The following is a 14,521-nucleotide window of genomic DNA, read 5'->3' on the forward strand; positions in this document are numbered from 1 at the left end:
ACCCTTCACACCCTTCACACCCTTCACACTTAATTTTAATAATAACAATATCAATCACTTAGAAAAATCAAAATGCTAAGGGTGTGCTAAGGGTTGCCAGTACCTTTCACAACATCAGATAATACCCATCACACATCATCACAGGGGAATTTTATGAGATATGCCACGCCAAGCCCACCGCGCCACCACTTGATCGCTGCTGCCGAAAGCTTTGCCAAGGTTGATGATTTCGCTGATGCTTGCTATCGCTATTATTTCTATGGTGATCAGATTTGCCGCGCCAAGCTATCATCATGCTTGATGAAGAACATGGCCGAAGAACTTAAAGCAGTGCCAACCAAATATCATCAAGCGGTTGTTGATGCAGCGCTTGAAGAAATCAGCTATCCGCTTAAGTCGGGCGAACGCCCAGCATTCTGCAGCAAAGATAGATCAGCCTGCCTTGGTGTCAGCCGCGCTCAGTATTATCGCATTCATGCTGACCAAGCTATTACAGCTATTATTGCTTACATCACCAATAGCGCCGAAGACGTCGCTAACTGCGTCCGTCAACAGCTGGGCAAAAAATGTGAATTTGGCTATTGACAGAATGAGACACTTTTTGATACTATTTTGCTATGATAGCTGATTAGTATATATTTAACAGCTGTATTAAATTCATTAAACATTAGCAAGCCCTTGCAGCGTCTAGCTGTAGGGGTTTTTTATTGGATAATTACCATGCCCATCGCACCAAGCACATTATGCAAGGCTGCTGGTTGCAATGCCAAAGCAGTTGCTCATGGCAGATGCAAGCTGCATCAGCTTAAGCCAGGTTTTCCAGATGCCATCGTGCCCAAGCAAAGATATAAAGACAAACGACCATCGGCGTCCAAGCGAGGCTATGACAGCAGATGGCGTCATGCTCGCCTAGCATTCTTGGATGATAATCCATTGTGTGTGATGTGCCAAGCCAATGGTCTCTTGGTAGCAGCCACTGTGGTGGATCACATCATTCCACACCGTGGCAATCAAGCCCGCTTTTGGGACATAAGTAATTGGCAAGCTCTATGCAAGACCTGCCACGACCACAAAACAAATACCATCGACCGAAAACTGACCACGGCACTTTTGCCATTGGCGAATAGGGATGGGGGTGTTTCAAAGTAAAATCGCTTGTTGCTAGGAACCCGCCGCCCCAAGCTTTTATTTGCGTGGTCAAAACTCCATAGGGGGTATACCCTAATTTTTAAGGAAAAAATAATGTCACGTCCTCGCAAACCTACCCAGCTAAAAAAGCTGGAAGGCGGTCGCATTCGTGGCGACCGCGAAGTTGCGCTTAAGTATCAAGCGCAGCCAGAACTCAGTTTACCAGCTTGCCCTGATTGGCTGGATGCCAAAGCTAAAAAAATTTGGCATAAAACAGGCCCAGAATTGGTTGCACTAGGATTATTGTCAGTCATTGATGGCGATATTTTTGGTAGCTATGCTGAGACCGCTGCCAGATATGGCGAAGTCTGCGAACGAATTGATAGTCTTGAGAAATGTATGGTGATCACACCAAACGGCTTTGAAGTGCAGTCTGTTTTATTTCAACTGAGAAATACTTTGCAAAAACAATTGGTTGCCTTGGGGCGTGAGTTTGGCATGACACCAGCGGCCAGATCATCCATCAAGGTAGATATAGAACAAGGCGACTTGTTCGCCAACGAATTTGACCAGTTTACTAAAATCTCATGAGTGATATTGTTGCTTATGCCAGCATTGCCAGTGAATACGCCAATGATGTATTAAGTGGCAAGATCGTGGCGTGTAATTATGTGCGTCAGGCATGTCAGCGTTTCATTGATGACTTGGCCAAAACTCAAAAATCTGGTTATGAGTTTGAGTTTGATGCCAAGCGAGTCGAGCGCGCTTGTCGCTTTATTGAGCTATTGCCGCACATCAAAGGCGAGCTTGCAAACAAAGGCGAGCTGATTTTACTAGAGCCTTGGCAAATTTTTATCTTAGCAAATTTGTTTGGCTGGGTTGATTTCGACGGTCGTCGTCGCTTTCGCTTTGCCTATGTTGAAGTACCGCGTAAAAACGCAAAATCAACTTTGGCGGCTGGCATTGCCCTGTATATGTGCTTCGCAGATGGCGAGCAGGGGGCAGAAGTGTATAGTGCGGCGACGACCCGCGACCAAGCGCGCATTGTCTTTGAGACGGCTCAAGGCATGGTGCGAAAACGCCCAGATATGCAAAAAGCTATGGGTATCAAGGTAGAGATGCACGCTTTAAGCTGTATGGCGAGCATGTCAAGTTTTAAGCCTGTTAGCCGTGACTATGGCGGCAACTTGGACGGCTTGAATATCCACTGCGGCATTGTTGATGAGCTGCACGCTCATAAGACCAATGACACTTATGAGGTTATCGCAACAGGTATGGGGGCTAGAACACAGCCCCTTTTGTTTGCTATCACCACCGCGGGCTTTAACTTGGACGGCGTGTGTTATCAGCAGCGGACCCTAGTGACCAAGGTGCTATCTGGGATTGAAAGTCATGACCGCTATTTCGGCATCATTTTTACGATGGATGATGGTGATGACTGGACCAGCCCGAAAACCTGGCAAAAAGCCAATCCTAACTACGGCATCTCAGTCAGCAAAGAAGCGCTGGATGCAGCGTGCCAGCGTGCCAAGATTGACCCTGAAGCCTTGACCGACTTTCTCACCAAGCATCTGTGCGTTTGGGTGGCGGCACGAAGTGGCTGGCTTAACATGGATCTATGGACGAAAGCAGGCGACAGCAGCCTAAAAGAGTCAGATTTTGCCGATGACCCTTGTTTTGTCGGTCTTGATTTGGCAAGCAAGCAAGACTTAGCAAGTAAAAACAAAATCTTTGTGCGCACGATTGACGGCGAACAACATTACTATTGGTTCAGTGATAATTACATTAACCGGGCACGGTTGGACGCCCAGCACCGCAACCAAAAGCTATACCAGATGTGGGAGCGTCAAGGGTGGCTGACTGTGACCGATGGCAATATCACTGACTTTGACCGCATCGAGCGTGATTTGTACAGTGACAACAGTCATTACAATATCATTGAGTGCGGCTACGACCCGTTTAACGCCATGTATTTCGCCATGCGCGCCATGGAAAACAATGTAAACATGGTGGAAGTACCGCAGAATGTGCGTCATTTGTCTGAGCCAATGAAATGGATCTCAGCGATGTTATTGGCTGGTAGGCTGCATCATAACAACAACCCTGTACTCACTTACGGCATGGGTAATGTCACGGTAAAGCCCGACGCCAATGGCAATGTTTTTCCGCGTAAAGAGAGTGATGACAGTAAGATTGACCCTGCCATTGCAGGTATTATCGCTAGCAACCGTGCGTACCACTACGCAGAGACGGGCGATTTGCCAAGTAATGATTTTAGCAGCCAATTAGATGACTATTTGGCAGATTTTGTGAGTATTAAAGCATGAGCGTATTTAACAGCATTAAAGCGTGGTTTGGGCTTGCACCAAGCGATCCTGCCACAGGCAGTCAGTACGCCACGCCCATCACAGGCACACCCAAAACCAGTAAGACAGTCACTTTTGACAGTGCCATGACGGTATCGGCGGTATTTGCAAGTATCAGATTGCTTTCTGAGACTGTATCAAGCTTGCCTCTTGAAATGTATAAAATTGATAAAGATGGCAATCGAGCCAAGGCAGACCATGAGCTGATTAATTTGCTTAGATACAAGCCTAATGCACGTCAGACACGCATTGAGTTTTTTGAGCAGCTTATGCTAAATCTTGTCAGTAGCGGCAATGCTTATATTATCAAGGGTAAGCTGAGTCAAAGCAGTGATCGCATTGTCAGCTTGGATATCGTCAATTCAGCAAATATGGATGTCATTGTGGAGCGTGGCAAGCTGATTTATCGGCGCACACTGACCGACAATCTCAGCGCTGGACTCACGAAAGACTACACGCCCGATGAGATTTGGCATGTCAAGCTATTTGGCACGGGCACGGTCGGCATGTCGCCACTGGCGCACGCACGCAAAGCCGTCGCCGTGGCTGATAGCGCTGATGACAAGGTAACAAGCCTAATGGTCAATGGTGCTAAGCCTACCGGCGTACTGATGACAAAAGGCAATCCGACGGCAGAGCAGCGTCAAGTATTGCGCGAAGAGCTTGGCGGACTGGTCTCGGGTAGCGAAACCAGTATCCCAGTGCTACCGCTGGATATGAAGTTTGAAGCGGTGAGTCTAACACCTAGTGATATTGAGCTGCTATCGACACGCCGATACAGCATCGAAGAAATTGGCAGGATTTTTGGCGTTCCGTCCATCCTGATTAATGACAGTTCGCAGTCGTCGAATTGGGGCACAGGTATCCAGTCGATGATTGATGCGTTTTACAAGTTCAACCTACGGCCGTATCTTGAGAAGCTGGAATTATCCATGCTGACCAATCTTTTGCCACGTAAAGACTGGGGTAAGTATGAATTTGAGTTCGACGCTGATGCGGTGCTCCGTGCGTCATTCAAAGAGCGCGTCGATAGCTACCGCTCAGCGATTGCCAGCGGGCAGATGACCCCAAATGAAGTACGTCATGAAGAAGGGCGACCGCAGAAAACAGGTGGAGATCATCTGTATATGCAGATTAACATGGGCACGCTTGATGCCATCAGCACTAATAGAGAGATTAACGATGTCAACAACCAAGAAACCAGCTTGTCGCAGTCAGATGAGGCGTGATTTACCTGTGCGTCTACTGCCTATGAATGACAGTAACATCCGATTTGTACAGGGCAAAAATCCCCGCGCGACCTATCAATTCACTGGCTACGCCGTCAAATGGGATAGCGTGAACACCTACGGGGAGCAGTTCGCCCGTGGTGCATTCGCTGAGCTGATCAGTCAGGTCAAAGCCCAAGTCAAATCCGTGTATATGTACTATAACCACGGATGGCGCGACTTCGTGGATACGCCGATTCGCCGCCGTATTGGTAAATGGGTGCGACTCGAAGAAGATGATATCGGTCTTAAAGTCACTGGTGAGCTGACCGCCAATCTAGCCATCGCCGAAGATGTCAAAGCGATGATGGCACACGGTACCATTGATGGATTGTCAATTTGCTTTTATCCGGTGGCACCGATGGACTATGATGAGCAAGATGATCGAATTATCATCAAGCGCGCTGATCTATACGAGATTAGCATCGTTGATGAGCCGTCAGATCGTGCGGCACGCATTGAGTCAGATCACAGCATTGATGCCATTGAGAGCGAAGCGGACGCCACACGAATGCTGAGCGCCTTTGGCATGAGCGAAGCACAAGCCAGATCATTTATTGGCAAGCTTGACGACATTCTACACCCTGAGCCATCTCAAGAAGTCGAATCACTCACCCGTGCCTTGGCACATCTTGAGTTATAACCTAGACCAAAACCCCAAGCCCGTCATCTGATGGGCTTTTTTCATACCAACCTTAAGGAAACTTTATGAAAAAAACATCTCTACACACTGCAATGCAAACTCGTGATGGCGGCAGCCCAAGCGACTTTGAAGCTATTGCCAAACAGCTAAAATTACGCCTAACAGAAGTTGATGGCTTGATTGAAAAGCACAAATCAGCGATCGACAGCTACGGCGAAGCCGACAAAGAAACTCGTGACGCACTCAAAGAGCTGACCGCTCAAGTTGAGCAGGCCAATGAGCTATCAGCCCGCCTAACCGAAGTTGAGCAAAAGCTGGTTGAAGGTGTGCTCGAGGGTCGCAATGACCCCAATGACATCGGTGCTTTGTTGGCACGCAATGAAGCGGTGCTAGATCAAGCCAAAGCCATCACCAAAGCGCGCGGCAAAATGGTGCTAGATGGCGAATTTAATGTGCGCAACACGATTGGCTTGGGCAGTATCAGTGGTAAAAATGCGGTGCTTGTCAAAGCTGGCAATGTTGAATTCATGCCGACGGTTGAGCAGCCTCTAACTATTGTTGATCTAATTAACTGGACGCCTGTTAGCGAGTCTTTAATCCCACTGCTTAAAGAGTCAGCGCATACTTTTATGGCTGATGTTGTTGAGGAAGGTAAAGAAAAACCGGAGAGCACACTAAACTTTAAGATTGAAGAGCTGACCGTCTCAGTCGTAGCCCACTGGGTACGCGTTACCAACCAGCTACTTGCTGATATGCCTGCGTTGGTGGCATATATCCGTGGCCGTATGGCGTACGGCATCCGTCTGAAGCTTGAATATCTGGTAATTAACGGCAACACCACGTCATTCAGCGGTCTGCTAAAAGAGGGTAACTCAGTCGTACTACCTGCCGATACAAATGCCATTGACACCGTATCAGCTGCTAAAGCCAAAGCATTTGCTAGTTTCGTACCGCCTGATGTAGTCATCCTAAACCCTGAAGATTGGTCAAAGATTGAGCGCACTAAGGGTACCGACGGCCATTACATCTTTGGCTCACCAGGTGCGACGGTGACACCTGTACTGTGGGGTGTGCGTGTGATCCAGTCTGCAGGTATGCCAGCGGGTAAATACTGGATTGGTAATATCACCATGGCAACTGATGGCTATATTCGGCAAGATGTGGCGGTGGAGCTATCGACCGAAGACCGCGATAACTTTGTCAAAAACTTGGTTACTATCCGTGCTGAGATGCGTGCAGCCTTTGGCGTGCGTATGCCTGACGCTTGCGTCACTGGCGATCTCACTGCAGCATCGGAAGTCGAAGAAGAGTAAAATGATAAAAAGCCCTGTTGATTGACCGACAGGGCTTTTATTGATTGGGAATATATCTATGATTAATCCAGAATTAACCTTGGATGAAGTCAAAAAGAGTCTTGCTATTACGCATACGATTAGCGATGAGTATATTTTAAGCTTAATACCTGTCGCCATACAATTTGTTGAAGATGACATAGATAGGCCGCTTGATGATGAAATCTGCTTGACAGCTACTGGGGAAACCAAAACACCGCTACGCCAAGCAATTTTAATGACGATTGGCACATTGTATGATCATCGTACCAGTCAGCAAGTCGAGCAGATGTATGACAATCCTGCCTATGATCGCTTAGTTCACAAATATCGAAAAATGGGAGTTTAATATGGAATCTTTGTTTTTTTATGTTTTATTGGCTTTAGTGTTAGTAGTGGCAGTTATGTTTTTCGCTTTTCTATTTGTATTTTTGCCTATGTTTGTGGCTGCCAAAAAAGAGCATGAGCGCGAGAGGCGAAAAGTCAAAGAACAAATAGAAAGGAGGCGGTATGGTACGTTTAAGCCGTAATAAACTCAAAACACCGATTAATATCATCCGCATTTCGCCGCCAACACGCAGTAAAACAGGGGCTGTGGTGGCAGGTCAGGATATCACAACTCAGACATTTTGTGAATTACTACCTGTCGGCTCAAGAGAATTTGTGCAAGCCAAAGCTCAGGGCATGAGCATGGATGCTAAGCTACACGTGGACTATGAGACGGACATTATACCGTCTGACAAGGTTCAGGTGCTGGACGGTACTAATATGCTGTACGAAGTGATCGGGCTGATGCCAGTGCCACAAGATAACAAAAAAATCATCATCGCCAAGGCGGTGTATCGATGAAACTTGAAGGCTTCAAAGAACTCAACGACAAACTGCATGAGTTGCGTGATGTGGTTGGTAATAGAGATACTGGCGGTACCTTGTACCAATCTCTGATGTATTCGAGCACCCCTATGCTAAATCAAGCCAAAGCCAACGCCCCATTTTTAACAGGTGTAATTAAAGCATCTCTTAAGCGGAGGAGATTAACAAAGGGGGCGAGTTCTAATATAGATGGCGCAGCCGTCGGTATTTATGTGGCATTAAAGGGTAAGCGTGAAGAGCGTACCAATGCTTATTACTTTATTTTTCATGAAGAATATGGAGCAAGGGGGCGTCCAGCCACCCCATTTATTCGACCTGCATTTCAATCAAACAAAGACAATGCAACTGACCGATTTGCCCAGAAACTTGGGCAACGTATTGATAAGATCATGGGGTAGTCATGCAAGCAAGTGAAAAAATTTATCAGCTGCTGGCTGACTTAGTTGATAAACGCGTTTATCCGCTGTTTGTGCCTGAGGTTGCAGAGAAAGCCGATAGCTATATTGTTTATCAAATTATCAATACCAATCCGGATAACACGCTTGATGGCGTGACAGGTCATGAATGGGTGAGCGTGCAAATCGATGTGTACCATGATCAATATGACAAGATGTTGGCGTTGACAAGCCGTGTCATCGGACGGCTAGACAGCATTACACCAAGCAACTACCTTGGCGTACAGCATCATTATGACAGCGGCCAATACCGTGCCATCTTAGAGTATGAATTTTGGCAAACTTTCTTTTAACCGCCCCAAACAGGGGTTTTTTATGGAGCAAAACCATGGCGACTCAAAACACAGTCGAAAAAACTAAAGACAGCTTTTATCAGGTGCTGGTCTCAGCAACGGGTGCAAGCTCAAGCTTTAAAAAAATTGAACGCTTAACTAAGTGCGGCGTACCATCTGACACCAAAGTGTTAGATGACATCACGGCGACTGATGACCGCAGACAGGTACAAGTACCAGTCGATTACAAAGAAAATTCGGAAGTTGAATTTGAGTATGTGCTCATTCCTGATGATGCCACCCACCAGCTTTTGCAATCATCTTACGATGGCAATAAAGAGCTGTATGTGCAGCTTAAATTTGTCGAAGCGCCGACTGAAAGCCGACAGTTTAAAGCAATCATCAGCGATTTAACCACTGATGCCGAAGATACGACCAAAAAAATTCGCAAAAAAGGCAAATTTTTGATCACTGGCGAAGAAACCAAAGAACTTACTGAGTAACATATTAAAGAGAGAATATGGGTATGAATAAAAAAGAATTGCTTGCCGCCCTTGGCAATTTGGGCGCACCAGCGGCTTATGAACTTGAGGGCGTGGGCACGGTATATATTAAAAAGCTGACAATTGCAGAGCAGAGCAAGCTGTCTGATGAGAGCATAGACAGTATTAAGACATCGCTAAAAATGGTAGCTTTTTCAGTATGTGATGAGAATGGCAAGCGTATTTTTGGCGAAACAGATATTGGTGAGCTTGGCAAAATGCACGCGGATACAATGACTGAGTTAGTTGGAATGATTAATGAAGTTAATGGCTTTGACAAGAAGATTGAAGAGCTAAAAAAGGATTAATTGTCGATTTGGACCGCCGGTTTTTGTTTAAATTGGCGGCTCATCTCGGCAAAACCGTCGGTGAGCTTGCGCATTCTATGAGTTTTTCTGAGTTTATGGAATGGCAAGCTTTTGACATCATTGATCCAATAGGCGGTTTTCGTCAAGACATCCAAACTGCTTATTGGATGTCTAGGCTGTACGGTGATAAAAACCACAGCATGGTTGACTTTATGCCTATAGACCCGAACCCTATGACCGAAGAGCAGCTTGCGGAGCTCAAAAACGCTCAAACTATTGCTGAAGCAAGGGCTGAAGTAATGGAGTTAATTGCAATGTTGAATAATAGGGCTTGAATTTTTCATAATGAGTTAAGTACAATAATTTTAACATTGTATCGAGATGACATTATGAAGAAGTTAAATGTACTTAATAAATTATTGGTCGGATTGATCTGCATGACTTCATTTAATGCAAACGCAGAAAATGTTCACAGTAGTGCAGATATTGATAGTATTGATACCCTGATTGAAGGTTTGATAGCTTCGTCTCAAGCCGCGCAAGTAAGAACCTCAAACGGCGTTAATAATAATGCTATTATTACGCAGAAAAAGATTGTTAACTTTGCCGATCAATCAGCAGATCGAACTAATTTATTATTGGAATTTGACAATACTGATGATAAATTAACACTAATTACTCGATGGAAAAAAGATGCTATATTTCCAAATCCACCTAAGTCAGGAGAGTATTCATCACCAATTTATAAATACAGTCAAGACGGAGTTAGCATTAATAGCACCAAAGATTATATTGAAATTAAGGCAAAAAATTATGCAACGCTAATCAATGCTTTTCCTTATGATTCAAATGGTTTTGGAGCGAGCATACCGATATTTAGCAATACCGGCTTTATTTATCCGAATATCAAGATGGACTATTATAGCTATACGGTTAGATTTAGCTTAAGCACGCTACATATTTTGGATAATTTTGGCTGGTCGGGCATAAAAGAAGAAGGCGATAAAGCATCATGGTTAGAAGCTAATACTGCAAGCGTCATTGGTTATCGCATTGGTCAAGGTGAGTTAAAGCCTATCTTACATGATAGCACCTACTATGACTACAAAGAGTTGCTTGATGCCGATGTATTCACCATCTATGCTAAAGCTGGCGCAGGCGAAGCTAAACTTGCAACTGCTGCTATTTATGTCGATAAGCCACAAGGTCTTGTAAGGGCTTATCGTCGCCACGCATTCCCCTCAAAATAATATCAACTTAAATAAAAACCCTTATCACTTGTTGGTAAGGGTTTTTTTATGGGCTAAGAGATGAGTACTGTATCAAAATTACAAATTGTGCTTGAAGCAACGACGACAGCGTTTGATCGCGGCATGAAACAAGCCTCTGATAATCTTAACGCTTTTGCAAAAAAGAATGAAGAGATACATAACAGGCTTGACAGATTTAGCCGAAAATATGAAAAGGCATTAGGTACATTTCGCGCAGTTGGCGCCGCAAGCGCGGCAGGTTTGGTCGCCATCGGTGCCGGCATCAAATCCACAACTGATGAAGCGATGAAGTTTGAATCAGCCCTTGCAGAAGTTAAAAAAGTCGTGGATTTTGACACGCCCGATGGCTTGGTGAATATGCGACGCGAGCTGGAAAACTTATCAACTCAAGTACCAATCGCTTTCGATGGACTTGCCAAAATTGCCGCGGCGGCAGGTCAATCGGGTATTGCTGCTGATGAAATTGTCAAATTTACTGAAGCAGCGGCCAAGATGGGCACCGCATTTGACATTACTGCTGAAGAAGCTGGTCAGGCCATGGCAGAGATGCGCACAGCATTTAAGATGTCGCAGACAGAAGTCGAAACCTTAGCTGATAAAATTAACTATCTGGGCAATAATTCACCAAATGCGGCTGCAAATATCATGCAGGTTGTCCAAACCATCGGTCCTTTGGGTGAGATTGCTGGTGTGTCATCTGATCAAATCGCAGCCATGGCAGCCAGCCTAACAGGCGTTAAGCCTGATGTGGCGGCCACTGGTCTAAAGAATATGATGATTCAGCTAACCAAGGGCGACAGTCTCGCCAAGTCTGCCAAAAATGCTTTTACCGACCTTGGGTTGTCTTATACAGATGTTGCCAAGGGTATGCAGACAGACAGTGTGGGCACGATTAACAAAGTTCTTGAAGCTATTAAAAAACTGCCTGCAGAAGCTCAAACAGCGAGCATTAACGCTATATTTGGTGCTGAAGCACTGCCCGTGGTATCGCAGCTTGTCACAGGCACCGAGACGCTGACTGGGCATTTGCAAGCGATGGGTGATGCTACCAAATATGCAGGATCTATGAATGCGGAAGCGGCAAACATCAATGCCACAGCAGCCGCACAGATGGAAATGTTTAAGAATGCCACACAGAACGCCAAAGCGGCGATCGGTGATGCGTTTTTACCTGCTTTAGCTGGCATCGTTGAAAAATTAACACCGGCGATCAATAGCATCAAGGAGTTTGCACAGGAAAATCCGAAGTTGATTTCAACCATCACCGCAGTAACAGGTGTCATACTTGGCTTGGGGGTGGCAATCGGTGCCATCGGCTTGGCGGTGCCAGTGGTAACCGCGGCATTTGGTGGGCTTGCTGCTGTTAGCGGTCTGGTGGGCGCAGCCTTGGGCGCTGTTACTTTGCCAATGCTTGCCATTGGTGTTGCTATCGCTGGCGTCATTGCGGCAGGTGTAGCGCTTTATAAAAATTGGGAAACCGTCAAAGCTAAAGCGGCTGAGATTTTTAATAATCTGCCTGCACCGATTAAGACAGCGATTGATAATATCAAAAGCTATTTTAGCGGTATGATGGCGACGCTTGAAGTGGTATTAGATGCTGCCAAGGCATTCTGGCATGGCTTTTCGACGATACCTTTGGCAGCGTTTGAAGTTATCAAAGCATCTGTCAGTTTTGGCATGAGTGCGATTGGTGCAATCATCAAAGCAGCACTGAGCGGATTTGCCACCGCTTTTAATTTAGGATTTGGTCTGATCAAAACCACAGTCAGCACAGTGTTCAATGTCATCAAAGCGCTGATTCGTGGCGACATGGAGGGAGTGAAAGCCGCGATTGGGAATGGTGCTAAAGCAGCAGTCAATATTTTCAAGCAATTTGGGCGCGATGTACTGGCTACATTCAAGACTCTAGGTACCAGCTTGACGCAAGCTGGTCGTGATGCTGTACAAGGCCTAATCAACGGTATAAACGAAAAAATTGGCGCTGCTGTCGCTAAAGCAAAAGACTTGGCAAGCAATGTGAAAAATGCCATCACTAAGTTTTTGGACATCCGGTCGCCATCGCGTGTAATGAAGCAGCTCGGCGAGTGGGCAGCGGAAGGGTTTGCGATTGGTATTGCTAATAAAGCACCGCTTGTGGCCAAGCAAGCCAAAGATCTGGCAAAGCAAGCAAAAGACGCTGTCATCAATGAAGTTGCAGCGCTTAAGCGCGATATTGCGCTATTTAATAATGACAATCCTCTGTTTGCCTTTGGCTATGATAAAGGTGTTGGTAAATATCATAGTGAGGATACAAGTCAGCTTGAACAACTGATTGCGCAAAAATATCAGCTTGAGCGCAATCAAGCAGTGCTTGATGAAATTGATCGTATTCATCAGTCGGTTGTTACGTCTCAGATGAGTCAGCTTGAAATTTTGGATTGGGAGATTACCAACACCAAAAAATATCAAGATGTCAGTCGGGAGGTCTTGGATGATTTGCGCGAGCGCTTAAAAATACAGATCGATGTCAATGCTGCTATGGATGTGGGGAAAATCAGAGACGAAACTCTCATGATTGGTAAAAACGAAATTGAACAGTTGCAACACAAGCTTGCAACGGCTAAAGATTATCGTGACATCAGCCAAAACATCAAAGACATGTATGTCGAACAGTCGCGCGCCAAAATTTTCGTAACCAAGCAATCAGCGGTCCAGCTTGAGCTTGAAAAAAAGCTGTTCATGCTAAGAAATGCTAATAATCCACTTGCTGAAGCGCAATGGTCATTATCACAAAGTGGGCTTACATCCGAGCAGCAACAAGCAATTTTATCCATTGAGGCTCAAAGTCAGCTTGTTGATAAGTTTAGCAAACTGCAGGAAGATCTAAAAGCTGGAACGGTCTTTACCATGCCAACTTTCGGTAATTCCAGCGGTCTGCAGGGTGTAAGTGATGCATTGATAGCTGGTATTAACAGTGCTGCAGAGATGGACAAGCAATATCAAGAACAGCTCCAGATCATCAGTGATGCACGTCAAGCGCAGCTAGATATCAATGCCGATTACGATCAGCAGGAGCGTGATTTGCTTGCGGCGCACTTGGCAGCAAAGCGTGAGCTAACCATTCTTTCTGCCGAGCACATCACAAGCGGCCTATCTTCTGCTGCCAAGTCTATGTTTGGCGAACAGTCTAAAGCATATCGAGCTTTATTTGCACTTGAACAAAGTGTGGCGATTGCAAGAAGTGGCGTAGCAATCCAACAAGCGATTGCCTTAGCATCAGCCAACCCTTTTCCAATGAATTTAGCTGCAATGGGAACAGTGGTGGCTCAGACGGCGAGCATTATCGCGCGGATTAAATCTTTCAAAAATCCTGTCGTTGGTCAAGCCCACGACGGTATCCCCAGCGTACCGCGCGAAGGCACTTGGATTCTTGACAAGGGCGAGCGTGTGGTCAAGCCACGAGATAACGACCGCTTGACCAAGTTTTTGGATAACCCAAATCGCTTTATGCGTGGCGAGTCCAAAGTCATCATCAATAACTATAGCGGTGAGCCTGCCACGGCAACACAAGATCAAAACGGCGATCTGATCGTCACCATCGGCAAGATGGTCGGTGATGCCATTGATTATAAGCTTGCCGAGCGTGATGCTAAATCACACCGCCAAGGCTGGGGGTACTAATGCAGACCTTTGATTATAAGCTCAACATGGGTGCGTCGGTCGAGACCACCCAAACCGTGCTAAAAAACCAGTACAATGATGGCTATGTACAGCGTGTCAGCGTCGGTATCAATAATCGCCGTGAGTCTTGGTCAGGTACCAAGACGGGTGATTATCAGACGGTGATCAAGCCGATCATGGAGTTTATTGATGCACACAAAGGCGCTAAGCCCTTTTACTGGGTCAATCCCTTTGGTGTCAAAAATAAATACATTTGTGAGGGCTATAGCATTAGCCAACGCAAAGGCAGCTTTTGGCAGATCAGCTTAAAGCTTGAACAAGTGTTTTAATTTTAACTCGACGACATCCATGTCGTTTACATCAACCAAGCCCTTGACAACCAAGGGCTTTTTTATATTGGAGGC

At 45.8% G+C, this 14,521-nt stretch carries 17 protein-coding genes; all 17 read left to right on the forward strand.

What is annotated here, in order from left to right; translation table 11 throughout:
* Positions 1 to 153 precede the first annotated feature (153 nt).
* The 17 genes from B0180_RS05540 (at position 154) to B0180_RS05625 (ending at position 14,446) form a co-directional block, all read left to right on the forward strand.
* Entirely contained in the window at positions 154 to 585 is a 432-nt protein-coding gene (locus B0180_RS05540) for a hypothetical protein (RefSeq protein ID WP_078256035.1), read from the forward strand.
* Positions 586 to 720: 135 nt separating this feature from the next.
* Positions 721 to 1,149, forward strand: coding sequence for an HNH endonuclease (locus tag B0180_RS05545; RefSeq protein WP_078256036.1), 429 nt, complete (start codon positions 721 to 723; stop codon positions 1,147 to 1,149).
* A 93-nt stretch (positions 1,150 to 1,242) separates the two neighbouring features.
* Positions 1,243 to 1,719, forward strand: coding sequence for a phage terminase small subunit P27 family (locus tag B0180_RS05550; RefSeq protein WP_078256037.1), 477 nt, complete (start codon positions 1,243 to 1,245; stop codon positions 1,717 to 1,719).
* Positions 1,716 to 3,455: a terminase large subunit gene (locus tag B0180_RS05555; protein ID WP_078256038.1), complete on the forward strand. Its 1,740-nt coding sequence runs from the start codon at positions 1,716 to 1,718 to the stop codon at positions 3,453 to 3,455. The genes B0180_RS05550 and B0180_RS05555 overlap by 4 nt, the downstream gene beginning before the upstream one ends.
* Complete coding sequence (locus B0180_RS05560; RefSeq protein ID WP_143821280.1) at positions 3,452 to 4,723, forward strand: phage portal protein; 1,272 nt, start codon at positions 3,452 to 3,454, stop codon at positions 4,721 to 4,723. The genes B0180_RS05555 and B0180_RS05560 overlap by 4 nt, the downstream gene beginning before the upstream one ends.
* The gene (locus tag B0180_RS05565; RefSeq protein ID WP_233424935.1) at positions 4,677 to 5,405 is read left to right on the forward strand and encodes an HK97 family phage prohead protease; all 729 of its coding nucleotides are present in this window, start codon (positions 4,677 to 4,679) and stop codon (positions 5,403 to 5,405) included. The genes B0180_RS05560 and B0180_RS05565 overlap by 47 nt, the downstream gene beginning before the upstream one ends.
* A gap of 65 nt (positions 5,406 to 5,470) precedes the next feature.
* Entirely contained in the window at positions 5,471 to 6,718 is a 1,248-nt protein-coding gene (locus tag B0180_RS05570) for a phage major capsid protein (protein ID WP_078256040.1), read from the forward strand.
* Positions 6,719 to 6,776: 58 nt separating this feature from the next.
* Positions 6,777 to 7,085 (forward strand): head-tail connector protein, encoded by a 309-nt coding sequence (locus tag B0180_RS05575; RefSeq protein WP_078256041.1) that lies wholly within the window; start codon positions 6,777 to 6,779, stop codon positions 7,083 to 7,085.
* 161 nt (positions 7,086 to 7,246) lie between these two features.
* Positions 7,247 to 7,585, forward strand: coding sequence for a hypothetical protein (locus B0180_RS05585; protein WP_078256043.1), 339 nt, complete (start codon positions 7,247 to 7,249; stop codon positions 7,583 to 7,585).
* The gene (locus B0180_RS05590) at positions 7,582 to 8,007 is read left to right on the forward strand and encodes an HK97-gp10 family putative phage morphogenesis protein (RefSeq protein WP_078256044.1); all 426 of its coding nucleotides are present in this window, start codon (positions 7,582 to 7,584) and stop codon (positions 8,005 to 8,007) included. Before B0180_RS05585 ends, B0180_RS05590 begins: the two co-directional genes overlap by 4 nt.
* A gap of 2 nt (positions 8,008 to 8,009) precedes the next feature.
* Positions 8,010 to 8,357, forward strand: a complete 348-nt coding sequence (locus tag B0180_RS05595; RefSeq protein ID WP_078256045.1) for a DUF3168 domain-containing protein — start codon at positions 8,010 to 8,012, stop codon at positions 8,355 to 8,357.
* Between the two features lie 35 nt (positions 8,358 to 8,392).
* Positions 8,393 to 8,839: a hypothetical protein gene (locus tag B0180_RS05600; protein ID WP_078256046.1), complete on the forward strand. Its 447-nt coding sequence runs from the start codon at positions 8,393 to 8,395 to the stop codon at positions 8,837 to 8,839.
* Positions 8,840 to 8,856: 17 nt separating this feature from the next.
* Positions 8,857 to 9,186, forward strand: coding sequence for a phage tail assembly chaperone family protein, TAC (locus tag B0180_RS05605; protein WP_078256047.1), 330 nt, complete (start codon positions 8,857 to 8,859; stop codon positions 9,184 to 9,186).
* 77 nt (positions 9,187 to 9,263) lie between these two features.
* Positions 9,264 to 9,521, forward strand: a complete 258-nt coding sequence (locus B0180_RS05610) for a phage tail assembly protein T (protein WP_078256092.1) — start codon at positions 9,264 to 9,266, stop codon at positions 9,519 to 9,521.
* Between the two features lie 102 nt (positions 9,522 to 9,623).
* A complete protein-coding gene (locus B0180_RS05615) occupies positions 9,624 to 10,436 on the forward strand; it encodes a hypothetical protein (protein WP_078256048.1) in 813 nt (270 codons plus the stop codon).
* A gap of 60 nt (positions 10,437 to 10,496) precedes the next feature.
* Positions 10,497 to 14,117, forward strand: coding sequence for a phage tail tape measure protein (locus B0180_RS05620; RefSeq protein WP_078256049.1), 3,621 nt, complete (start codon positions 10,497 to 10,499; stop codon positions 14,115 to 14,117).
* Positions 14,117 to 14,446, forward strand: coding sequence for a phage tail protein (locus tag B0180_RS05625; RefSeq protein ID WP_078256050.1), 330 nt, complete (start codon positions 14,117 to 14,119; stop codon positions 14,444 to 14,446). Before B0180_RS05620 ends, B0180_RS05625 begins: the two co-directional genes overlap by 1 nt.
* Positions 14,447 to 14,521 lie beyond the last annotated feature (75 nt).

It is taken from the genome of Moraxella canis, assembly GCF_002014965.1.
In the GTDB taxonomy this organism is placed as follows: Bacteria; Pseudomonadota; Gammaproteobacteria; order Pseudomonadales; family Moraxellaceae; genus Moraxella; species Moraxella canis.